The organism is Nocardioides sp. (assembly GCF_030019515.1).
In the GTDB taxonomy this organism is placed as follows: domain Bacteria; phylum Actinomycetota; class Actinomycetes; order Propionibacteriales; family Nocardioidaceae; genus Nocardioides.
Genome location: NZ_JASEEQ010000018.1, coordinates 1 through 21844 on the forward strand (window position 1 = coordinate 1; position 21844 = coordinate 21844).

Annotated in this window: 22 protein-coding genes; 13 read left to right on the forward strand and 9 right to left on the reverse strand. The window is 70.7% G+C overall.

All coding sequences use genetic code 11. The features are described 5' to 3' along the window. Positions 1 to 36 precede the first annotated feature (36 nt). From QMC84_RS19965 to ychF, 3 genes are all read right to left on the reverse strand, one after another. Entirely contained in the window at positions 37 to 498 is a 462-nt protein-coding gene (locus tag QMC84_RS19965) for a hypothetical protein (RefSeq protein WP_300377928.1), read from the reverse strand. A 375-nt stretch (positions 499 to 873) separates the two neighbouring features. After that, positions 874 to 1728 carry a hypothetical protein gene (locus QMC84_RS19970; RefSeq protein ID WP_300377930.1) on the reverse strand — a complete coding sequence of 285 codons (855 nt, stop codon included), beginning with the start codon at positions 1726 to 1728 and terminating at the stop codon, positions 874 to 876. A gap of 454 nt (positions 1729 to 2182) precedes the next feature. Beyond that, complete coding sequence (ychF, locus tag QMC84_RS19975; protein ID WP_300377932.1) at positions 2183 to 3259, reverse strand: redox-regulated ATPase YchF; 1077 nt, start codon at positions 3257 to 3259, stop codon at positions 2183 to 2185. A gap of 202 nt (positions 3260 to 3461) precedes the next feature. On the opposite strand from ychF, the gene QMC84_RS19980 reads away from it, so the two are divergent. The 3 genes from QMC84_RS19980 (at position 3462) to QMC84_RS19990 (ending at position 5887) form a co-directional block, all read left to right on the forward strand. Beyond that, positions 3462 to 4238, forward strand: a complete 777-nt coding sequence (locus tag QMC84_RS19980; protein ID WP_300377934.1) for an exodeoxyribonuclease III — start codon at positions 3462 to 3464, stop codon at positions 4236 to 4238. Between the two features lie 106 nt (positions 4239 to 4344). Beyond that, the gene (locus QMC84_RS19985; protein WP_300377936.1) at positions 4345 to 5406 is read left to right on the forward strand and encodes a DNA recombination protein RmuC; all 1062 of its coding nucleotides are present in this window, start codon (positions 4345 to 4347) and stop codon (positions 5404 to 5406) included. Between the two features lie 31 nt (positions 5407 to 5437). After that, positions 5438 to 5887, forward strand: a complete 450-nt coding sequence (locus QMC84_RS19990; protein WP_300377938.1) for a DUF6542 domain-containing protein — start codon at positions 5438 to 5440, stop codon at positions 5885 to 5887. On the opposite strand, the gene QMC84_RS19995 is transcribed toward QMC84_RS19990, so the two are convergent. Both QMC84_RS19995 and QMC84_RS20000 read right to left on the reverse strand, forming a co-directional pair. Next, positions 5830 to 6456 carry an L-threonylcarbamoyladenylate synthase gene (locus QMC84_RS19995; RefSeq protein ID WP_300377940.1) on the reverse strand — a complete coding sequence of 209 codons (627 nt, stop codon included), beginning with the start codon at positions 6454 to 6456 and terminating at the stop codon, positions 5830 to 5832. The two genes, QMC84_RS19990 and QMC84_RS19995, sit on opposite strands and share 58 nt — an antisense overlap. Positions 6457 to 6460: 4 nt before the next feature. Further along, complete coding sequence (locus QMC84_RS20000) at positions 6461 to 7483, reverse strand: 4-hydroxy-3-methylbut-2-enyl diphosphate reductase (RefSeq protein ID WP_300377943.1); 1023 nt, start codon at positions 7481 to 7483, stop codon at positions 6461 to 6463. A 46-nt stretch (positions 7484 to 7529) separates the two neighbouring features. Here QMC84_RS20000 and xseA point away from each other — a divergent pair, with 46 nt between their 5' ends. The 3 genes from xseA (at position 7530) to QMC84_RS20015 (ending at position 11377) form a co-directional block, all read left to right on the forward strand. After that, a complete protein-coding gene (gene xseA / locus QMC84_RS20005; RefSeq protein WP_300377945.1) occupies positions 7530 to 8765 on the forward strand; it encodes an exodeoxyribonuclease VII large subunit in 1236 nt (411 codons plus the stop codon). Beyond that, positions 8749 to 8970 (forward strand): exodeoxyribonuclease VII small subunit, encoded by a 222-nt coding sequence (locus tag QMC84_RS20010; RefSeq protein WP_300377948.1) that lies wholly within the window; start codon positions 8749 to 8751, stop codon positions 8968 to 8970. Before xseA ends, QMC84_RS20010 begins: the two co-directional genes overlap by 17 nt. Positions 8971 to 9280: 310 nt before the next feature. Beyond that, entirely contained in the window at positions 9281 to 11377 is a 2097-nt protein-coding gene (locus QMC84_RS20015) for a hypothetical protein (RefSeq protein ID WP_300377950.1), read from the forward strand. Between the two features lie 59 nt (positions 11378 to 11436). On the opposite strand, the gene QMC84_RS20020 is transcribed toward QMC84_RS20015, so the two are convergent. Continuing rightward, positions 11437 to 12000, reverse strand: a complete 564-nt coding sequence (locus tag QMC84_RS20020; RefSeq protein WP_300377952.1) for a DUF4245 family protein — start codon at positions 11998 to 12000, stop codon at positions 11437 to 11439. Positions 12001 to 12223: 223 nt separating this feature from the next. On the opposite strand from QMC84_RS20020, the gene QMC84_RS20025 reads away from it, so the two are divergent. From QMC84_RS20025 to glpX, 5 genes are read left to right on the forward strand one after another with little or no spacing between them, the layout of a single operon-like run. Next, complete coding sequence (locus QMC84_RS20025) at positions 12224 to 12619, forward strand: helix-turn-helix transcriptional regulator (RefSeq protein WP_300377954.1); 396 nt, start codon at positions 12224 to 12226, stop codon at positions 12617 to 12619. Beyond that, positions 12616 to 13365 (forward strand): molybdate ABC transporter substrate-binding protein, encoded by a 750-nt coding sequence (gene modA, locus QMC84_RS20030; protein ID WP_300377956.1) that lies wholly within the window; start codon positions 12616 to 12618, stop codon positions 13363 to 13365. Before QMC84_RS20025 ends, modA begins: the two co-directional genes overlap by 4 nt. 7 nt (positions 13366 to 13372) lie before the next feature. Then, entirely contained in the window at positions 13373 to 14152 is a 780-nt protein-coding gene (locus QMC84_RS20035) for an ABC transporter permease (protein WP_300377958.1), read from the forward strand. Then, complete coding sequence (locus QMC84_RS20040) at positions 14152 to 15189, forward strand: ABC transporter ATP-binding protein (protein ID WP_300377960.1); 1038 nt, start codon at positions 14152 to 14154, stop codon at positions 15187 to 15189. The genes QMC84_RS20035 and QMC84_RS20040 overlap by 1 nt, the downstream gene beginning before the upstream one ends. Before the next feature lie 20 nt (positions 15190 to 15209). Continuing rightward, complete coding sequence (glpX, locus tag QMC84_RS20045; protein ID WP_300377962.1) at positions 15210 to 16229, forward strand: class II fructose-bisphosphatase; 1020 nt, start codon at positions 15210 to 15212, stop codon at positions 16227 to 16229. Here the strand turns inward: glpX and QMC84_RS20050 are convergent. Next, entirely contained in the window at positions 16194 to 17030 is an 837-nt protein-coding gene (locus tag QMC84_RS20050; RefSeq protein WP_300377964.1) for an alpha/beta fold hydrolase, read from the reverse strand. The two genes, glpX and QMC84_RS20050, sit on opposite strands and share 36 nt — an antisense overlap. Positions 17031 to 17152: 122 nt before the next feature. Here QMC84_RS20050 and QMC84_RS20055 point away from each other — a divergent pair, with 122 nt between their 5' ends. Beyond that, positions 17153 to 18118, forward strand: coding sequence for an alpha/beta fold hydrolase (locus QMC84_RS20055; protein WP_300377966.1), 966 nt, complete (start codon positions 17153 to 17155; stop codon positions 18116 to 18118). Between the two features lie 56 nt (positions 18119 to 18174). Here the strand turns inward: QMC84_RS20055 and ugpC are convergent, their stop codons facing one another. Together ugpC and QMC84_RS20065 are read right to left on the reverse strand one after the other, a co-directional pair. Further along, positions 18175 to 19257, reverse strand: a complete 1083-nt coding sequence (gene ugpC, locus QMC84_RS20060) for a sn-glycerol-3-phosphate ABC transporter ATP-binding protein UgpC (protein WP_300377969.1) — start codon at positions 19255 to 19257, stop codon at positions 18175 to 18177. Positions 19258 to 19405: 148 nt separating this feature from the next. Further along, on the reverse strand, positions 19406 to 20068 hold the full coding sequence (locus QMC84_RS20065; protein ID WP_300377972.1) for a DUF1707 domain-containing protein: 663 nt from the start codon (positions 20066 to 20068) through the stop codon (positions 19406 to 19408). Between QMC84_RS20065 and QMC84_RS20070 the strand changes: the two genes are divergently transcribed. Then, positions 20067 to 21827: a fumarate hydratase gene (locus QMC84_RS20070; protein ID WP_300377974.1), complete on the forward strand. Its 1761-nt coding sequence runs from the start codon at positions 20067 to 20069 to the stop codon at positions 21825 to 21827. The genes QMC84_RS20065 and QMC84_RS20070 overlap by 2 nt on opposite strands. Positions 21828 to 21844: the final 17 nt, after the last annotated feature.

Below are 21844 nucleotides of genomic sequence, written 5' to 3' on the forward strand. Positions count from 1 at the left end.
ACCACTCGTCACAGACGGCGCGCGCTCAGCCCCGCCTCATCGGTGGATCGAGGCTAAGACGTTGCGAATCATCTCGAACAGCACGTACTTCACCGCACGCGTCTGCTCCGGTGACGCGTGGAGCAGGGGACCTACGTCGACGACGAAGTCGTTCAGTTCCTGGTTGGTCTGAATCTGCCTCAAAGGCACAAAGCGCCCAGCCGCCTCCTGCGGGTGCTGCACGCTGACGCTCCTCTCGACGCCAAGTACCTCGAAGAGGCCCACTCGCTCCAAGTAGCGCGTGCTTGCGTTGACCTTCTCGTTCTCCAACCTGACGCTGCCTCCACGCGCGCGAGCGGACTCGCCCATCGCAGCAATCATCGTGACGACCATCGGGTGCACCGAGAACAGTCCATCAGGGAGCACGAACGTCAGGTCGTCACTGCCGTCATCAGACACGCATCGCAGGAAACGCTCGATGTCGTTGAGGTAGGCACGGTTCGGAAGGGTGACGCGCATTCGACCTCCGCTGTAGTCCCGAAGGAGAACCCTAGCGCCGCCGTCCGTGCGCACTATCGAGTTTCGGTCTTCGTGGTGGCGAACACGTATCAAGCGCCCAGGCGCAGTTTTCACATCAAGCGCACAGGAAACTCCACACAGAGTTGGCGAAAAGAACGACGGAGTCACGCCCGTTAGACGGACGCGGGATGACATGCCAGAGACCACGAAGGCCGAGCCAGCAACATCCATGCGCGGTCCGTCCAGCGGCGGACAGTGCATGCCTTGCTCCGACCCTGGGGCCGGATGTGAGTGCGGGTCGCCCCCGGTAGCTCGATGCTGCGGCGCGCAGTCCCCACTTCAACCCGATGGCGCGTATCGAACTGCTACAGCTTGCTACTTCAGTGTCTCCAAAGGAGGGGACGCGTCCAGCCGTTCCAACAGCAACTTGTACTGCTTGCGCGACCGCTGATAGTCGACGGAACTTCTGCCCACGACGATGGGCTTCACAGAGACAATCCCCAGGTCCCGCAGGCCCCGCATACCCCTTTGCCTAGTGTCATCGGACATGTCGTAGCGGTCTGCGAGCAGGGAGGACGCGAACCAACTGCCCGAATCCGCGCTGTCGCTAGCCGCTTGTCGAGCGGACAGCAGCACGAGGAAACAAGCCAACTCTGGTCCAGAAAGCAGCGGCAGCCATCCATTGGTCCAGAGGGAACGGGGCACCTTGTCGTAGACCTCGCGACCAATGGGCCGGCCCGCCTCTTGAAGTCGCTTAATGGACGCCCCTGGAACTGAGTAGCGGGAACCATCGCCCCGCTCGCTCTTGACGACAACTGTCAGAGGAGCGCCGCTACCGCCGTGAATTTCAACGAAGCTCTCCTCCGCAAGCCAGGCAAGTGCCTCGGTGACTCGGCGGGAGCCACGCGTGTCGGGGTCCGCCAGACCAAGCAGCGTTGCCCAGGTCCGAGCCGGGTAGGTCACCGAGTGACCTTCGCCGACGGCCATCCAGAGCAAACTCAGGTACAGCTTCGCGCGGACGACTCCCCCACGACCACCACGAAGCATGTGCATCAAGGGAGTGGGCCTCGTCGACTTGCCTCGACGGACGAAGGCGCGTCGAAGCTGGACATCACGATGCCGGACACGTTCCGACAAAACCGCAGCTACCTCGACCGACTTGGGGACGACCACGCGCGGGTCGCCCACGGCCGTTGCGCGTCGCCCGGCGAGCTCGGTAGCCTTTGTCATCACTTAGACCTCAATCAGATATCTACTATTGCCGCATCAAGCGTATTATTACCGCCGCTACAAACGTAGGTCTACCTACGCCGCTTTAGACCTTGTCTCTCGCCGTCTCTTCTGATTCCCAGCGAGTCTACGCTCGCGACCTTCGAGGCGGAACACGCTGGTGGCGCGAGCCTCGCCGCAGCAAGTTGACATGCCTGGTAGCGTTCTTCACGCAGGCCCTCCAGCGGTTGCCGAGTCATCACATCCGTCGCCGCGACACGCTCGCAACCCAGCGAGAAGCAGGAGGGCAGGCGGTGGCCCGGCGCGACAGACCAGTCGCGGCCGGGCCGCTTCCGTTGATTACGAGTTCTGACGAGCCCGGCTCGGTATCGAGGGGCCAGGCGTCGCGGCAGTAGACTCGAGGGAAATCACCCATCTGGAGTTCACCTGCAACGTCACATGAGGTCCCCAAAGCTCACACGTTGAAGCGGAACTCCACCACGTCGCCGTCCTGCATGACGTAGTCCTTGCCCTCCATGCGGACCCTGCCGGCCTCGCGGGCCTTGAGCAGCGAGCCGGCGTCGACCAGGTCGTCGAAGGAGACGATCTCGGCCTTGATGAAGCCGCGCTGGAAGTCGGTGTGGATCACGCCGGCGGCCTCGGGGGCGGTGGCGCCCTTGGGGATGGTCCAGGCGCGGGTCTCCTTCGGCCCGGCGGTGAGGTAGGTCTGCAGGCCGAGGGTGTCGAAGCCGACCCGGGCCAGCACCTCCAGGCCCGGCTCCTCGACGCCCATCTCGTGCAGCATCTCGCGGGCCTCGTCGTCGTCGCCGAGCTCGACCAGCTCGGCCTCGAACTTCGCGTCGAGGAAGATCGCCTCGGACGGCGCGACCAGGGCGCGCATCTTGTCCTTGAGCACCTCGTCGGAGAGCTCGTCGGCATCGCAGTTGAAGACGTAGATGAACGGCTTGGCCGTGAGCAGCGACAGCTCGCGGATCAGCGTGCGGTCCAGGTCGGTCGCGATGATCGGCGTACCGGCCTCGAGGTGTGCGAGCGCCTCCTTGGCGGCCGCGGCGACCGGCGCCAGCTCCTTCTTGCCCTTGGCCTCCTTCTCCAGCCGCGGGACCGCCTTCTCGACCGTCTGCAGGTCCGCGAGGATCAGCTCGGTCTGGATCGTGGAGATGTCGCTGGCGGGATTCACCTCGCCGTCGACGTGGGTGACGTCCTCGTCGCGGAAGACCCGGGTCACCTGGCAGATCGCGGCGGACTCCCGGATGTGGGAGAGGAACTTGTTGCCCAGGCCCTCGCCCTCCGACGCGCCGCGGACGATGCCCGCGATGTCGACGAACTCCACCGTCGCCGGGAGGATCCGGGCCGAGCCGAACACCTCCGCGAGCTTCGGCAGCCTCTCGTCCGGGACGCCGACGACGCCGACGTTCGGCTCGATCGTCGCGAACGGGTAGTTCGCCGCGAGCACGTCGTTCTTGGTCAGGGCGTTGAAGAGGGTGGACTTGCCCGCGTTGGGGAGTCCGACGATGCCGATGGTGAGAGCCACGGGCGGCGAGTCTACGGCGCGGGCGAGGCGCTCCCCGCATCGACGACCCGACCGCGGGAGCGGCGGCGGCCCGTCGGCGGGGCAGCTCGCGCGATGGACCGGTGCGCCACACGGCGCACCGGGACGCCCGGGGCGAACTGCCCCGGGCTCGGGCCCTGGCGGCGGGCGGCGAGCCCGCCTGCCGCGTGGCTAGGGTGGCGCCGTGCGGATCGCCACGTGGAACGTCAACTCCCTCCGCTCCCGGATCGACCGCGTCGAGGCGTTCCTGGACCGCCACGAGGTCGACGTGCTCGCGCTCCAGGAGACCAAGGCGCGCGAGGACCAGCTGCCACTGATGGGGATCGAGGCGCGCGGCTACGAGATCGCGGTCGCCGGGGTCAACCAGTGGAACGGCGTGGCGATCATCAGCCGGGTCGGCCTGAGCGACGTCGAGGTCGGGTTCCCGGGTCAGCCCGGCTGGGGTGAAGGAGTGGAGACGGAGTCGCGGGCGATCGGCGCGACCTGCGGCGGCGTACGGATCTGGTCGCTCTACGTGCCCAACGGCCGCAAGGTCGACGATCCGCACTACGTCTACAAGCTCGACTGGCTGGCCCGGCTGCGCGAGGCCGCGCAGGCCTGGCGCGACCACGACGTCGCGCTGGTCGGCGACTGGAACATCGCGCCGACCGACGAGGACGTCTTCGACATGGCGCAGTTCGCGAGGTCCACCCACGTGACCCCGCCCGAGCGCGCGGCCTTCCAGGCCTTCCTCGACGACGGGTACGTCGACGTCGTCCGCCCGCACGCGCCGGGTCCCGAGGTCTACACGTACTGGGACTACTACCGGCAGCGCTACGAGCGCAACCGCGGCATGCGCATCGACTTCGTGCTCGGCTCGGCCCCTCTCGCCGCCCGCGTCACTGGCGCGTTCATCGACCGCGAGGAGCGGGCCGGCACCGGCGCCTCCGACCATGCCCCGGTGATCGTCGACCTGTCCTGAGGCGGCGTCGGGACGGAACCGCGGCGCGGATCACGAGCACCTCTGCTGTCTCGACGCGCGCCCGCGCCTGCGCAGCGATGTCGGTGGCCACCGCCATGCTGGCCCCATGACCGCAGTGACGCTCTTCCTCACCCTGCTCGTCGGGCTCGGGCTCGGTGCCCTGCTCGGCGTGCTGTGGTCGCGTTCCCGGCGCCCCTACGTCGACGGCCTGGTCGACCAGGCCGAGGTGATGCAGGGGCTGGACCGGCTCAGCGACCAGATGCAGCACCTCGATCGGGCCCGGGCCACCTGGCAGGGCCGCTTCGACACCCAGGTCGACCAGCTCCAGCGGGAGACCCGCTCGCTCTCGACCGCGCTGCGCAAGCCGCAGGTGCGGGGGCGGTGGGGCGAGCTGCACCTGCGCCGGGCCGTCGAGCTGGCCGGCCTGGTCGACCGGTGCGACTTCAGCGAGCAGGTGCGGCTCGACGACGGCGCCCGGCGGCCCGACCTCGTGGTGCACCTGGTCGGCGGGCGGTGCGTGGTCGTCGATGCCAAGGTGCCGCTGGACGCCTACCTCGACGCGACGTCGACCGAGGACGAGGAGCAGCACCGCGCCCACCTGCGCCGCCACGTCGCCCAGCTGCGCACCCACATCGATGCCCTGGGCTCGAAGCACTACTGGCGCTCGCTCGAGGAGAGCCCGGAGTTCGTGGTCCTGTTCGTGCCGGCCGAGTCCTTCCTCGCCGCGGCGCTGGAGACCGACCCGAGCCTGATCGAGTACGCCGCAGCCCGCCAGGTCGTCCTCGCCACCCCGACGACCCTGATCGCGCTGCTGCGCACGGTGGCCCACGGCTGGAGCCACGAGGCCCTCGCCGACCAGGCGCGGGAGATCCACCGACTCGGGCGCGAGCTGCACGGCCGACTGCTCGGCATGACCGGTCACCTCGACCAGCTCGGCCGCTCCCTCAACGCCGCGGTCGGCCACTACAACCAGACGGTCGGCTCCCTGGAGTCGCGGGTGCTGGTCAGCGGGCGCCGGTTCGCGGACCTCTCGGTCACCGACGACGAGCTGCCGTCACCGCGCCAGGTCGAGTCCACGACCCGGTCCATATCACCCTCGGGCCTGCGCTCGGTGGAACGGCGCGCCGCCGACGACGATCCGGGCGCGGACCATACCGTGGCCCTGTGATCCAGCGGCGAGTCAGCGGGCGAGCCGGCGCGTGAGCCAGCGCCGGACCCTCTGGGAGGAGGGGCGCGAACCAGGCCGTCAGGTCGTCGCGCTCGGGCTGGCGCTCGCCCTGACCGCGGTCGTCGCCGACCAGTGGCTGGTCGGGCACGTGGGCGTGCTCTTCGACCTCTGCTTCGTGCTGCTGTGCATCGCGACCGCGCTCGCCGTACGGCCCGCCGACTTCTTCACGGTCGGCGTGCTGCCGCCGATGCTGATGGTGGTGGTGTTCGCGATGCTCGGAGCCACCCGCCCCGAGCTGATCGCGGACCCGGGCGACGGCGTGATCCAGGCCGTCGTCTCCGGGCTGTCCCACCACGCGGGCGCCCTGGTCACCGGCTATTTACTCTGCCTGGCGATCCTCGCCGTACGACAGCGGGTGCTCGCTCAGGCGGCCTCGAAGCGGGCCGGGTCGCCCGCGCCGACGCGCACCACCTCGGGGTAGCCCTCCGACCAGTCGATGACGGTCGTCGGCTCGGCCGGCGTCTCGCCCGCCTCGACGACCACGTCGACCTGGTGCTCGAGCTCCTCCTTGATCTCCCAGCCCAGGCTCCGCGGCTCGGTCTCGCCCGGCAGGATCAGGGTGCTGGTCAGCAGCGCCTCGCCGAGGGTGTCGAGAAGGGCCAGGTCGAAGACGTGGGCCGGAATCCGGACACCCACGGTGCGCTTCTTGGGATGCATCAGCCGGCGAGGCACCTCCTGGGTCGCCGGCAGGATGAACGTGTACGGCCCCGGCGTCGCGGCCTTGATCGCCCGGAACGCGGAGTTGTCGAGCTTCACGAAGTGCCCGAGCTGGGCGAAGTCCTTGCACATCAGCGTGAAGTGGTGCTTCTCGTCGAGCCTGCGGATCCGGAGGATCCGGTCCCGGCCGTCGCGGTTGCCGAGCCGGCAGCCGAGCGCGTAGCCGGAGTCGGTCGGGTAGGCGATCAGCTGGTCCTCGCGCAGCGCGTCGGCGATCTGGCCGAGCAGGCGCGGCTGCGGGTTCTCGGGGTGTACGTCGACGTAGCGGGCCATCCGCTCAGCTCCGCCCGGCGGCCTTGAGGTCGCGCCGCAGCTCCTTGGGCAGCGCGAAGATCAGCGACTCCTCGGCGCTGTGCACGGCCCGAGCGTCGGGGTAGCCGTGCTCGGCGAGGAAGGACAGCACGCCCTGGACCAGCGCCTCGGGCACGCTCGCACCTGAGGTGACGCTCACCCTGCGCACCCCCTCGAGCCAGGTCTCGTCGATCTCGGAGGCGTCGTCCACGCGGTGCGCCGTGCGGGCGCCGGCCTCGAGCGCGACCTCCACCAGCCGCACCGAGTTGGAGGAGTTGCCCGAGCCGACCACGATCACCAGGTCGGAGTCCTTGGCGATCTCCTTGACCGCCAGCTGGCGGTTCTGGGTGGCGTAGCAGATGTCGTCGCTCGGCGGGTCGAGCAGGTCGGGGAACCGCTCGCGGATCGCGTCGACGGTCTCGAGGGTCTCGTCGACCGACAGCGTCGTCTGGGAGAGCCAGGCGACCCGCTTCGGGTCGCGGACCTTGATGTTCGGGACGTCAGCGGGGCCCTGCACGAGCTGGATGTGCTCCGGCGCCTCGCCGGCGGTGCCCTCGACCTCCTCGTGGCCGGCGTGGCCGATCAGGAGGATGTCGTAGTCCTCGAGCGCGAACCGCTTCGCCTCGTGGTGGACCTTGGTCACCAGCGGGCAGGTCGCGTCGATCGTCTTCAGCGACCGCTCCTCGGCCTGGCGGTGCACCTCGGGCGACACGCCGTGCGCCGAGAACACCACCGTCTGGCCCTCGGGGACCTCGTCGAGCTCCTCGACGAAGATCGCGCCGCGGGACTCGAGGTCGGCGACCACGTGCTTGTTGTGCACGATCTGCTTGCGCACGTAGACGGGCGCGCCGTACAGGTCCAGCGCCTTCTCGACGGTGATCACCGCACGGTCAACGCCCGCGCAGTAGCCGCGCGGGGCGGCGAGCAGGACGGCGTTGCCGGCCTCCTCCGGCGACAGGACCCGCGGGATGCCCACGCCGATCGGGCTGGTCGAACGGTCGGTCGTCATGCCTGCCAGTCTAGGGACGTCGGTGCGATCCCCTAATCTCGCCCGCATGGCCATGGAGACCTCACTCGAGTCGCCGGCCCCGGTCCGGCAGGTCGCGAACGCGATCGCCGGCTGGGTCGACCGGCTCGGCGCGGTCTGGGTCGAGGGCCAGGTCGCGCAGGTGAGCCGGCGCCCCGGCCTGAACACGGTGTTCCTCACGCTGCGCGACACGGTCGCGGACATCTCGGTGCCGGTGACCTGCTCCCGCACCCTCTTCGACGGCCTGAACCCGCCCCTGGTCGAGGGCGCCAGCGTGGTCCTGCACGCCAAGCCGTCCTACTACGCCAACCGCGGCACGCTCTCCCTCTACGCCCGCGAGATCCGGATGGTCGGACTCGGCGAGCTGCTCGCGCGGCTCGAGCGCCGGCGCCAGCTGCTGGCCGCGGAGGGGCTGTTCGCCGCCGAGCTCAAGCGTCCACTGCCGTTCCTGCCGGGCACCGTCGGCCTCGTCACCGCGCCCGACAGCGCCGCCGAGCGCGACGTGCTCGAGAACGCCCGCCGTCGCTGGCCCGCGGTCTCCTTCGAGGTCGCGTACGCCGCGATGCAGGGCCCGCGGTCGGCCAGCGAGGTGATCGAGGCGGTCGAGCGCCTCGACCGCAACCCGGCCGTCGAGGTGATCGTGGTCGCCCGCGGGGGCGGCTCGGTCGAGGACCTGCTGCCGTTCTCCGACGAGGCGCTGATCCGCGCGGTCCACCGGATCCGCACGCCGCTCGTCTCCGCCATCGGCCACGAGCCCGACTCGCCGCTGCTCGACCTGGTCGCCGACGTGCGCGCCTCGACGCCCACCGACGCCGCCAAGCTCGTGGTGCCCGACGTCGCCGAGGAGCAGCGCAACGTGCGCCGCGCGCGGGAGCGATCCCGGGCCGCGCTCGCCGGCTGGCTGGCCCGCGAGCAGGCCGGCCTGGACGCGCTCCGCTCACGCCCCGCCCTCGCCGACCCGCGCAGCCTCCTCGAAGCCCGGAGCACCGAGGTCGACCAGCTGCGCGACCGGGCTCGGCGCTCCCTCGGCCACGCCCTGGACCGGGCGGCCGACGACATCGGCCACCACCGGGCCCGGGCCCGGGCCCTGTCCCCCCTCGCCACCCTTCAGCGCGGCTACGCCGTGGTCCAGGACGCCGACGGCCACGTCGTGACGTCGGTCGGCAGCGTGGCGGCCGACCAGCGGGTCAGCGTCCGCGTCGCCGACGGCAGGATCCATGCCACCACCACCAGCACCGAGGAGCTCGATGTCCAAGAAGGCTGAGCCGGCCGAGACCCCGTCGTACGAAGCGGCCCGCGAGGAGCTGGTCGAGGTGGTCCGGCGCCTCGAGGCCGGCGGCACCACGCTCGAGGAGTCACTCGCGCTGTGGGAGCGCGGCGAGCGGCTGGCCACCATCTGCCAGGACTGGCTCGACGGCGCCCGCGAGCGCCTGGACGCCGCGATCGAGGCCGACGAAGAGGGCCCGTAGTCATCGGTCTGCCACAGCCCGGTCTTTACCAAATGTCTGATCCTGTGGACCAGACGTTACCGTCCTGTTGAGCGTGAATCGTCCGCTGTTACCCCCGCGTGGATCCCTTGTTGATTTTCTTTCGCCTTTCGGCGTGACCCCGGGCCGATCGGGTCCTACCGTTCGGCTGTTAGCAACGGGAGTGGTGCGTGATCGGGAACGTTGCCCTTGGGGAAGGGAAAACAGCGTGCGAAGTATGCGCAGCAAGCTGCGAATCGGGGGACTAGCGGCGGTGGTCAGTGCGACCACGCTCGTGCTTCCCCTCGTGGCCATGAACTCCGCACAGGCCGCCGGCACGGCGGACCTGTCGATCACCAAGACAGTGGCGACCACCAACCTGCCGATCACGTTCGACTCGACGTGGCGCGACATTCGAGGCGCCGGCTCCGGTGATGAATGGACCCGCGACGGTCTGCACGTCACCTCGGTGGACAAAGTCGGTGAATATGCGGTCACCAACAAGCCTCTTGCCGGCATCGGGGAACCGGGCCTCGCCTACACCCTCGTGTCGGGTGCGATCCCGCCCGGCTTCGTCCTCAAGGTCGACGTCACCGGCGACGGGATCAGCGACGGCGAGCTCATCGGCGAGTCGGCCTACGGCGACGTCTGGTGGCTGAACCAGCCCGCCTACAACGTCGGCGGGGACTTCGGCTACTTCGAGACCTATGCGCCATCGTGCATCACGCTCGGAACCTGTGGTTCCACCGGCAATGGGAAGGACGGCAGGCTCTCCGACTGGCGGGCGGCGTTCCCGAACGCGACCGTCGTCGGGTTCGGGTTCGGCCTGGGATCCGGCGTCCCAGGTGAGGGCTACGTGACCGCGCTCGACTTCGCGGGGACGCACTACGACCTGACGCGCACCTACAAGTCGTCGATCAAGGCCGCCCCGGGTGAAACCGTGGAGTACAAGATCACGATCGCCAACAACGGCGATGCGGGCGCCAGCAACATCACCGTCAGCGACCTGCTGCCCTCGGACCTGACCTACGTGCCCATCTCCCTGAGCCGCCCCGACTGGTGCACGGTGACGGGGAGCAGCCTGAGCTGCATGGGCGGCGTCCTGCCGCCGGGCGTCAGCTCGAACGTCTACCTCAAGGCCACGATCAGCGACACGGTGACCAGCGCCGGCCTGTCCCCGACCATTGGACACATCGTCGACGTGCAGAAGCAGGAGGTCTTCGCCGATCTCCCGGCTGGCGCGACCAAGACCTACAGCGTCTTCTGCCCCACCGGCTACGTGCCGACCGACGGCGGCCTGCTGCTCGACGCGGTGGACCAGGGTGGTGACTACTCCGACATCGTGATCGCGAGGAGCAAGCCCGCCGCGCAGTCCGGCACCAAGGGCTGGACAGTGACCGCGAGCAACCTCGGTGAGGAGCGCGGCCAGGGCAAGGTCAAGGTGACCTGCCTGGACGAGACGATCGGCTCCAGCAACGGCCACACGCACACGATCGACGTGACCGACTCCAACGCCCCGGACACGATCCTGGCTGGCTCCAACGACACCAACGGCGAGCCGGTGACCGTCTCCTGCCCGACCGGGTACACCCCGATCGCCCCGGAGCACACCGTCGCCAGCGGGATCGCCGTGATCCGCTCGTCGTACGCCGCCGGCAACACCTGGAACTGGATGGTCGACCACGAACAGGGCACCGCTGCCACGTTCGACGTCGACTGCCTGGCGCCCGAGACGGCGTCGACCAACGGCCACACCGCGACGCTCCCCCTCACCACCCAGCTGGACACGATCTCGGTGGGTCCGGAGAGCCGGGACGAGGGCATCGAGCAGTGCGGCTCGAACGCGAACGCGATCACCGGCGGCTACGCCGGCCAGGACGCGAGCGTCCTCTCGCTGGGCAAGGAGCCGCGCGGCAACAACTACATGTTCCGCTTCTACAACCAGGACTGGTCGCAGGCGTGGAACGCCGACATCCAGGTCACCTGCGTGGGCGTGCGCACGGCGGACGAGCCGCAGTACTACCACATCACCAACACGGCGACCGTCAGTTCGCCGGACGACCTGACCAGCAGCTCGTCCTCGGCCGACATCGCGATCGTGGGCGACTCGGTCCAACCGGCAGCGGGCGTGGTCGTCGGCCCGAACGGCAACCGCACTGGCACCGACGGGGCTATCAAGAAGGTGGGCCTGCGCTTCACCTGCACGGCGGCGTGCTCGTTCACCGTCAAGGTGATCAAGGGCGGGAATGTCGTCGCCAAGGCGACCAAGTCGCTGGCGGCATCCCCATCCGTTCGATGGGTTTACGTGCCGACGACCAGCGCCGGCAAGAACCTCGCTCACAATGACGTCGTCACCGTCAGGGTGAAGACCTCGACCGCCACCACCAACACGTCGGTCACCCTGAACTGACCCGGGGGGTCGCTCGAGTCCCTCGTCCCGCGATCCACGCGGGGCGAGGGACTTCGTATCTACGGCCGCAGCTCGTCCGTGGTGAGCGACTCGACCAGGCCGCGGAGCTCGTCCTCGCGCGCCGAGCCGTAGACCAGGACGGTCTCCTCGCCGAGCTCGGCCGCGAAGGCGCGGTCGCCGCCGGGGTCGGAGAACGTCTGCCACTCGGGGGCGACCGTGCCTGCGATGCGCACCGGGTCGCCCTCGGTCGCGTCACCACCGACGTAGGTGTCGACCAGCTCGTCGACCGATCGGTCCTCCTGGTGCAGGCCGGCGAACCGCCCGTCGTCCGTGGTCATCGCGAGGTCGAGGACCGGGCGGTCACCGGGCGTGAACGCCGCGTCCTTGACGTACCAGCCCTCCGGCAGCGCGGCCGGGTAGGCAGGAGCCAGCCCGACCTGCTGCACGCTGGCGACCAGCGCGAGGTAGTCGACGTGCTCGGGCTCGTAGGTCGGGGTCTCCCGGAACGTCCCGCGCACCAGCACGATGGCGACCACCGCGAGCACCAGCACGATGATCGAGCCGACCAGGCCGCCGGTGGTCCGCGGGTAGCGACCGGGGCGACCGGTGTCCGTCTGCGTCACCGGCCCATCCTCTCAGCCGGTCGTCCGAGCCCGCCGGGCTGACCTGCCGTCGGTTTCCCCGGGTACCCGGGGAAACCAGTACATATAGGCCGAAGTTTCGGCCGATAAGCGCCAACTTCCCCGGGTACCCGGGGAAACCGACGGGGGCTGCCCAACGCACGAATGAGATCGCATCTGCGGACGAATATAGCCAGGGCGGCCGCAGTTGCGGCATGATCGGTGTGTGACGACCTACCGGATTGCGGAGGCGGCCGAGCTGCTGGGGGTGAGTGATGACACCGTCCGCCGCTGGGTGGAGGCCGGGCGGCTGCCGAGCCGGCAGCAGGACGGCCGGAGCGTGGTGCCGGGGGCGGACCTGGCCGCCCTGGCCGAGTCGCTGGCCGACCGCCCGGACCGCGAGGCCACCCGCGCCGCCGCCGTCAGCGCCCGCAACCGGCTGGCCGGCATCGTCACGAAGGTCAGGAAGGACGCCGTCATGGCGCAGGTCGAGATGATCTGCGGCCCCTACCGGCTCGTCTCGCTGATGAGCAGCGAGGCGGCCGACGAGCTCGGCCTCGAGCCCGGCGTCCGGGCGATCGCCTCCGTGAAGTCCACCAACGTCGTCGTGGAGCGCCCGTGAGGAAGCTCGTCCTCCCCCTCGTCGTCGCCCTCGCGCTGCCGCTCACCGCCTGCGGGGGCGGCGCGGACGACACCACGACGCTGACCGTGTACGCCGCGTCCTCGCTGACGTCGAGCTTCGAGCGGCTCGGCAAGCGGTTCGAGGCCGAGCACGACGGCGTCGACGTCAGGCTCAGCTTCGGCGGCTCGTCCGACCTGGTCACCCAGATCCAGGAGGGCGCCCCCGCGGACGTCTTCGCCTCCGCCGACACCGCGACCATGGACCGGCTCACCGCCGACGGCCTCGCCGCCGGCGACCCCCAGGCCTTCGCGACCAACACCCTGGAGATCGCCGTGCCGCCGGGCAACCCGGCGGGCATCACCGGCCTGCGCGACCTGACGAAGCCGGGGGTCGACCTGGTCGTGTGCGCCCCCGAGGTCCCGTGCGGCGCCGCCGCCGTCGCGGTCGCGAAGGACGCCGGGGTCGACCTCAGCCCGGTCAGCGAGGAGCAGTCGGTGACCGACGTCCTGGCCAAGGTGAGCACCGGCGAGGCCGACGCGGGGCTGGTGTACGTCACCGACGTGCTGGGGGCCGGGGACGACGTCGAGGGGATCGAGCTCCCGGAGGCGTCGTCGGTGGTGAACACCTACCCGATCGTGGCCGTCGAGGGAGCCGCCCAGCCCGGCCTGGCGCGGGACTTCGTCGAGCTCGTCGTGGGCGCGACGGGGCGCGCCGTGCTGGGCGACGCCGGCTTCGGCCCGCCGTGAGTACGCCGTGATCCCGCGCTGGGTCTATCTGCCCGCGGCGCTCGGCGCCGGCCTGGTGATCCTGCCGCTCGCGGGGCTCGCCTCCCGGGTGGCCTGGGGCGACTTCCTCGGCCTGGTCACCTCCGACTCCGCCCTCACCGCGCTGTCGCTGAGCCTGCGCACCTCGCTGACCAGCACGCTGCTGTGCGTGCTGCTCGGGGTGCCGATGGCCCTCGTCCTGGCCCGCACGGAGTTCCCGGGCCAGGGGGTGGTTCGCTCGCTGGTACTGCTGCCGCTGGTGCTACCGCCGGTCGTCGGCGGCATCGCGCTGCTCTACACGTTCGGCCGGCGCGGACTGCTCGGGACGGAGCTCGACCTGCTCGGTGTCCAGGTCGCGTTCAGCACCACGGCGGTCGTGCTCGCCCAGACGTTCGTGTCGCTGCCGTTCCTGGTCGTCAGCCTGGAGGGTGCGCTGCGCAGCGCCGGTCGACGCTACGAGGTGGTAGCGGCCTCGCTGGGCGCCGCGCCGACGACGGTGCTCCGCCGCGTGACGATCCCGATGGTGCTGCCCGGGCTGGTGTCCGGCGCGGTGCTCGCCTTCGCCCGGTCGCTGGGCGAGTTCGGCGCGACCATCACCTTCGCCGGCAGCCTCGAGGGCACCACGCGGACCCTGCCGCTCTACATCTACAACCTCCGGGTCACCGACCCGGACGCCGCGGTCGCCATGTCGTTGGTGCTGGTCGTGGTCGCGGTCGGCGTGATCGGGCTCGCCAGCCAGGGCCCGCGCGAACGACGGAGCATGCCGTGATGCTCGAGCTCTCCGCCACCGTGGCCGCCCGCGGCGTCGACGTGGCCTTCGAGGTCGCGCCCGGCGAGACGGTGGCGCTCCTGGGGCCCAACGGCGCCGGGAAGTCCACGGCGCTGGCCGTCGCCGCCGGGCTGCTGCGGCCCGACCGCGGCCGGGTGTGCCTCGGTGGTCGCGAGCTCACCGGCCAGGGTCGGTTCGTGCCGCCGCACGCCCGGCAGGTCGCGCTCCTGGCCCAGGACCCGCTGCTGTTCCCACACCTGAGCGTGCTCGACAACGTGGCCTTCGGTCCGCGCAGCCGCGGCAGCGGCCGCCGGGACTCCCGCGCGGCCGCGCGGCGCTGGCTCGAGGAGGTCGACGCCGGCGACCTGGCGGACCGGCGGCCGGGCGAGATCTCCGGCGGCCAGGCCCAGCGGGTCGCCGTGGCGCGGGCCCTGGCCGCCGAGCCGCAGCTGCTGCTCCTCGACGAGCCGATGGCGGCGCTGGACGTGGCCGTCTCCCCCGCGCTGCGCCAGACCCTGCGCCGGGTGCTCGCCGGCCGGACCGTCGTACTGGTGACCCACGACGTGCTCGACGCGCTGCTGCTCGCCGACCGGGTCGTGGTGCTCGAGGGCGGGCGGGTCGTCGAGGACGGTCCGAGCACCGAGGTCCTGGCCCGGCCGCGCAGCCGGTTCGCCGCCCGGATCGCCGGGCTCAACATGGTCACCGGCACCTGGCACGACGACGCGGTGCTGGACGCCGACGGGGTCGCGATCCGCGGGCTCGCCGCCGAGGACGGTCCGGCGTCCGGGGAGGCAGCCGTCGCGGTGTTCCGCCCGAGCGCGGTCTCGGTGTTCCGGGAGGCCCCGGGCGGCAGTCCCCGCAACAGCCTGGCGGTCACGATCACCGACCTCGAGCCCCACGGCGACCAGGTGCGGGTCCGGGCCGGGCACCTGGCCGCCGACGTGACGGTGCCGTCGGTGGCCGAGCTCGACCTGGCCCCCGGCGTACGCGTGGTGTTCGCCGTCAAGGCGAACGAGGTCTCCGTCTACCGCACCTGACCTTCGCTAGAGTCCCCGGCATGCCCCACGGTTTCGAGCTCGAGTCCGACCAGTCGCCCGACCGCAACCTGGCCCTGGAGCTGGTCCGGGTCACCGAGGCCGCCGCGATGGCCGCCGGCCGCTGGGTCGGCCGAGGGGACAAGAACGGCGCGGACGGCGTCGCCGTCAACGCGATGCGGGTGATGATCTCCACGATCGGCATGGACGGCACCGTGGTGATCGGCGAGGGCGAGAAGGACAACGCCCCGATGCTCTACAACGGCGAGCGGGTCGGCGACGGCACCGGGCCGGAGTGTGACGTCGCCGTCGACCCGATCGACGGCACCACGCTCACCGCGAAGGGGATGACGAACGCCGTCTCCGTGCTCGCGGTCGCTCCGCGCGGGTCGATGTACGACCCCTCGGCGGTGTTCTACATGGAGAAGCTCGTCACCGGTCCCGAGGCGGCCGGCGTCGTGGACATCCGGCTCCCCGTCGCCGAGAACATCCACCAGATCGCCAAGGCCAAGGGCAAGCTGCCCTCCGACGTCACGGTGGTGCTGCTCGACCGCCCGCGGCACGCGCAGCTGGTCGAGGAGATCCGGGCCACCGGCGCGATGATCAAGTTCATCACCGACGGCGACGTCGCGGGCGCGATCATGGCGGCCCGCCCCGAGACCGGTATCGACCTGCTGCTCGGGATCGGCGGCACCCCCGAGGGGATCATCGCCGCGTGCGCGATGAAGGCGCTCGGCGGCGTCATCCAGGGCCGGCTGTGGCCCCAGGGGGACGAGGAGCGGCAGAAGGCGATCGACGCCGGCCACGACCTCGACCCCGACCACGTGCTCTCGACCGAGGACCTGGTCACCGGCGACGACACGTTCTTCGTGGCCACCGGCATCACCGACGGCGAGCTGCTGCGCGGCGTGCGCTACCGGTCCGACACCGTGACCACGCACTCGATCGTGATGCGCGCGCGCAGCGGCACGATCCGCTCGATCATCTCCGAGCACCAGCCGCAGAAGCTACGCGCTTTCTCCGCAGTCAACTTCGAGAGCTGACACGTCGCTGCTGCGCAGCAGCGAGTCACTCACCACGTCGATGACCCGCGGGTCGAAGGCCATGCCGAGGTGGGAGGCGGTCACCTCGACGGCGTGGGCCGTCGGGTCCACGCAGGCCCGCCAGTCCACGATCCCGTCGCGGCGGGAGTAGATGGCCGTGAAGCCGACGCCCGCCGCCAGCGGCTGGCGGCTCTCGCCGAAGCTCTGCCGCGCGCACGAGCCGGCCACGCACTCCTCGGACATCAGCCCGGGGACGCCGGCCCGGCTGAGCCGCACCAGCAGGTCGACGCTGGCCGCGAGCGAGCGGTGGTGGGCGCCGGGCGCCAGCATCGGGCTGCCCATCGTCACGATGTTCGAGACCAGGTCGGGGCGGCGTACGGCGATCCCGCGCGCCAGCATCCCGCCGAGGCTGTGGCCCACGACCTGGACCCGGGAGCCGCGCCGCATCGCGATCGACTCCAGCCGGGTCTCGAGCTGCGCGGCGGCGTTGAGCGTGCAGCCGACGTTCGCGTGGATCTGGGAGCGGTAGGTGCGGAAGCCCTGCGCGCGCAGGGCCCTGGCCATCAGGGCGAGGGTGCCGTCGCCGGCCAGGAAGCCCGGGACCAGGATCACCGGGTCACCGTGGCGGGAGACCTCGCGGGCGGCGTACGGCGTAGCCCGGCGGGCCCGGCGCTCGCCCGCGGCGCGCCAGGCGTAGCGGCCGGCCTCGAGCACCGCGCTGCCCTCGCGCAGGACGGCCGCCGGCCGCGGGCACTCGAAGCCCGTCGGCAGCAGGAAGTCGGCCAGTGTGCTGGAGGTCACACGGGTCACCGTACGGCCTCGACCGGGTGATTTCCGGGCAATCGGCGTGCTGAGCCAGCCATGTGTCGTCCCTTTCGCTCGGCCCCGTCCGCACCCGGCGTCGTACCTGGTTGACTGGATCGGTGCCGCACAGCTCCCGTACCCCCGACCCCGGCGGCGAAACGCCCTCGCCCGCCGCCCGCACCCGGCCGGCGCCGGTCGCCGTCTCGGAGGAGCTGTTCGCCCCGGTCGCCCCGGACATCGAGCTGTGCTACCAGACCTTCGGCGACCCCGACGACGAGCCGCTGCTGCTGGTGATGGGACTCGGCGGGCCGATGAACTGGTGGGACCCCGAGCTGTGCGCGGCCCTGGCCCGGGCCGGCTTCTACGTCATCCGCTACGACAACCGCGACACCGGACGCTCGACGATCCTCCAGGCCCCGGTACGCCGCGCCACCCTGGTGCGGGCCTTCGCCGGGGGCCGGGTCCGGGTCCCCTACGACATGCGCGACCTGGCCGAGGACGCCTTCGGCCTCCTGGACCACCTCGGCCTCGAGTCGGCGCACGTGGTCGGCGTGTCGATGGGCGGCATGATCGTGCAGACCATGGCGATCACCCGGCCGGCCCGGGTGCGCTCGATGACGAGCATCATGTCGACGACCGGCAAGCGCACCGTCGGCTGGCAGCACCCCTCGCTGCTCCCCGCGCTGATCGCCAGGCGCAAGCCGGGCCGGGAGGCCTACATCCGCACCAGTGCGATGGTCTGGACGCTGATCGGATCGCCGGCCTTCCCCCTGGACCGCGAGGAGATCGAGAGACGCGCCGGGGAGACCTACGACCGGGGGGTCGACCCCCGCGGCGTGATGCGCCAGATGCTGGCGGTGGTCACGCAGACCAGCCGCGGTGAGCGGCTGCGCGCCGTCCGGGTGCCCACCCTGGTGGTGCACGGGATGGCGGACAAGATGGTGCACGTCTCGGGCGGCCGGGCCACCGCGGCCGCCGTACCGGGTGCGGAGCTGCTGCTCATCGACGGCATGGGCCACGACCTGCCCCCCGGGCTGTTCCAGACCTTCGTCGCCGCCATCCGCCGCACGGCCGACCGGGCCTGACTGAGACGCCGAGTCGGCGCCGGCTCCGCAGAGCTGGCGCCGACTCGGCATCGGGGTCAGTCGGAGAGGCGCTCGCCGGACTCGGTGTCGAAGACGTGGACGCTCTTCGGGTCGGTCGTGACGAACATGGTCTCGCCCTTCTGAGGGTGGTCGCGGCCGCCGACCCGGATCACGATGTTGCTCGGCGTGCCCTCGACACCGCAGGTGCCGTGGATGAACGCGTCGGCGCCGTGGTCCTCGACCACCGTGACCTTGACCGGCAGCCCGCCGTCGCTGCTACCGACGGTGCGCCACGCCTCGGGGCGGACGCCGACGGTGATGTTGCCCTTCATCCTCGACGCGGCGGCGTCGTCGACCGGGACCAGGTAGTCGCCGATCTTGGCCTGCCGGTTCTCGGCGACCGCGTTCATCAGGTTCATCTGCGGGGAGCCGATGAAGCCGGCCACGAACAGGTTGACCGGGCGGTCGTAGAGCGCGAGCGGGGTGTCGACCTGCTGGAGGATGCCCTCGTTCATGACCGCCACCCGGTCGCCCATCGTCATGGCCTCGACCTGGTCGTGGGTGACGTAGACGGTGGTGACGCCGAGGTCGGCCTGGAGCTTCGCGATGTCGGTGCGGGTCTGCACGCGCATCTTGGCGTCGAGGTTCGAGAGCGGCTCGTCCATGCAGAAGACCTGCGGCTGGCGCACGATCGCCCGGCCCATCGCCACGCGCTGGCGCTGACCACCGGAGAGCGCCTTCGGCTTGCGGTCGAGGTAGTCGGTCAGGCCGAGGATCTTCGCGGCCTCCTGGACGCGCTTGTTCCGCTCGTCGCTGGGCACCTTCGCCATCTTCAGCGCGAACGCCATGTTGTCCGCGACGGACATGTGCGGGTACAGCGCGTAGTTCTGGAACACCATCGCGATGTCCCGGTCCTTCGGCGGGGTGTTGGTGATGTCCCGGTCGCCGATGAAGATCCGGCCCTTGTTGACCTCTTCGAGCCCCGCGAGCATCCGCAGGGTCGTGGACTTCCCGCACCCGGAGGGACCGACGAGGACCACGAACTCCCCGTCACCGATCTCGAGCGAGATGCCCGGGACCGCAGGCTTGTCGGTGCCGGGATACCACCGCTGCGCCTCTTCGAACCTGACTGTGGCCATGCTTGAACAACTCCTTCACCGGCAGGTACGTGCCGGACGATCCGTAGTAAAGGTGAGCACGGTCACCCTACCGGGGTCCGCGTAGCCGCGGGGAGTACCTGAGTCCGTAGATCGCCAGGTAGTTGGTCCCGGCACCGACGTCCGGCGCTCAGCCCCGGCGCAGCTGCTTGCGACTCAGCGGCTTGCGCTCCACCGCGACGCCGCCCCAGATCGCGACGCCGCGGACCCGGACCGTCGGCGAGGTCTCGTCCAGCTCCGCCGGCGTACGGTCGTCGGGCCCGGAGTAGCCGCCCATGATGCCGACGCCCTCCATCACCACGTGGGTGTGCGGCCCGACCGTGATCTGCGCGCCGCCCATGAACGCGTTGACCGTGATCACGACCTCGTGCGCCGCGAACGACGCCTCGCGCAGGTCCAGGTCGGCGCCACCCATCATCGCGAAGACGCTCATCCGGCGCGGCACCACCCACGCGCCCCGGCGGTTGAGGCCGGACATGATCGCGACGTGGTGCTCGTGGTCGGGCCCGGGGACGACCGGCGAGGGCCGGGCCCGCCGCGGGGGCTCCGGGTGCGCGGCGGGACGGTGCGCCGGCAGGTCGAAGGTGATCGGCACCAGGTCGGCATAGGTGCGCGCGGCGTACGTCGCCTCCAGGCGCTGGTCGAGCTCGTCGAGGTCGATGCGTCCCTCGCCCGCCGCCTCCCGCAGGATCTCGGCCACCTGGTGGCGCTCGGCGTCGGAGATGCGCAGCGTCGACGGGTCGGCGGGCCGGCCGTCCGACGGTCCTGGGCGGGGCTCCAGCTGTCCCTCCATGCAGGTCAGCGTAGTCGGAGGGATACCCTCGTGGTTCGTGGCCAACGATCCCGAGTTCCTCTACTCCGACCTCCTCCCGACCGGCCCCGACGAGACGCCGTACCGCCTGATCACCACCGAGGGCGTCTCGACCTTCGAGGCGAACGGGCGCACCTTCCTGCAGGTGTCGCCGGAGGCGATCAGACAGCTCACCGCGGAGGCGATGCACGACATCGCGCACTACCTGCGGCCCGCGCACCTCGCCCAGCTGCGACGCATCATCGACGACCCCGAGGCCTCCGGCAACGACCGGTTCGTGGCGCTCGACCTGCTCAAGAACGTCAACATCTCCGCCGGCGGCGTGCTGCCGATGTGCCAGGACACCGGCACCGCGATCGTGATGGGCAAGAAGTCCGAGGGCGTGCTCACCGGCAGCGACGACGGCGAGGCGATCTCGCGCGGGGTCTACGACGCCTACACGAGGCTGAACCTGCGCTACTCCCAGCTGGCGCCGCTGACGACGTACGAGGAGAGGAACACCGGCACCAACCTGCCGGCGCAAATTGAGATCTTTTCGGTCCCGACCCCGACGTCGCCCACCGGAACCCCAGAACCACCTCAGTACAAGTTCCTCTTCATGGCCAAGGGCGGGGGCTCGGCCAACAAGTCGTTCCTGTTCCAGGAGACCAAGGCCGTCCTCAACCCGCAACGGATGCTCAGCTTCCTCGACGAGAAGATCCGCTCGCTCGGTACGGCGGCCTGCCCGCCGTACCACCTCGCGATCGTGATCGGCGGCACCTCGGCGGAGTACGCGCTCAAGACCGCGAAGTACGCCTCGGCGCACTACCTGGACCACCTGCCGACGTCCGGCTCGATGGCGGCGCACGGGTTCCGCGACCTCGAGCTGGAGCAGCAGGTCTTCGAGCTCACGCAGTCGTTCGGGATCGGCGCGCAGTTCGGCGGGAAGTACTTCTGCCACGACGTGCGGGTGGTGCGGCTGCCGCGGCACGGCGCGTCCTGCCCGGTCGCCATCGCGGTGTCGTGCTCGGCCGACCGGCAGGCGCTGGGCCGGATCACGCCCGAGGGCGTGTTCCTCGAGCAGCTCGAGATGGACCCGGCGCACTACATGCCGGACGCGGGCGTGGCCGAGGACATCTCGGGCGGCGAGGTCGTGAAGATCGACCTCAACCAGCCGATGAGCGAGATCCTGGCCGAGCTGCGCAGGCACCCGGTCAAGACGCGGCTCTCGCTGACGGGCCCGCTGGTCGTCGCCCGCGACATCGCGCACGCGAAGATCAAGGAGCGGCTCGACGCCGGCGAGGAGATGCCGGCGTACCTGCGCGACCACCCCGTCTACTACGCCGGGCCCGCGAAGACCCCCCAGGGCATGGCGTCCGGTTCGTTCGGCCCGACCACCGCGGGGCGGATGGACTCCTACGTCGACCAGTTCCAGGCCGCCGGCGGGTCGATGGTGATGCTGGCCAAGGGCAACCGCTCGAAGGCCGTCACCGAGGCGTGCGCCGCACACGGCGGGTTCTACCTCGGCTCGATCGGCGGGCCGGCCGCGCGGCTCGCGCAGGACTGCATCAGGAGCCAGGAGGTGCTGGAGTACCCCGAGCTCGGCATGGAGGCGGTCTGGAGGATCGAGGTCGAGGACTTCCCGGCGTTCATCGTGGTCGACGACCAGGGCAACGACTTCTTCACCGACCCCTCCGGCGCCGTCACCGTCCCGCTCAGCTCGATCGGCGCCGCCGGCATCCGGGTGCGCTCGGCCGAGTAGGCCCGTCCCCGTCCCGC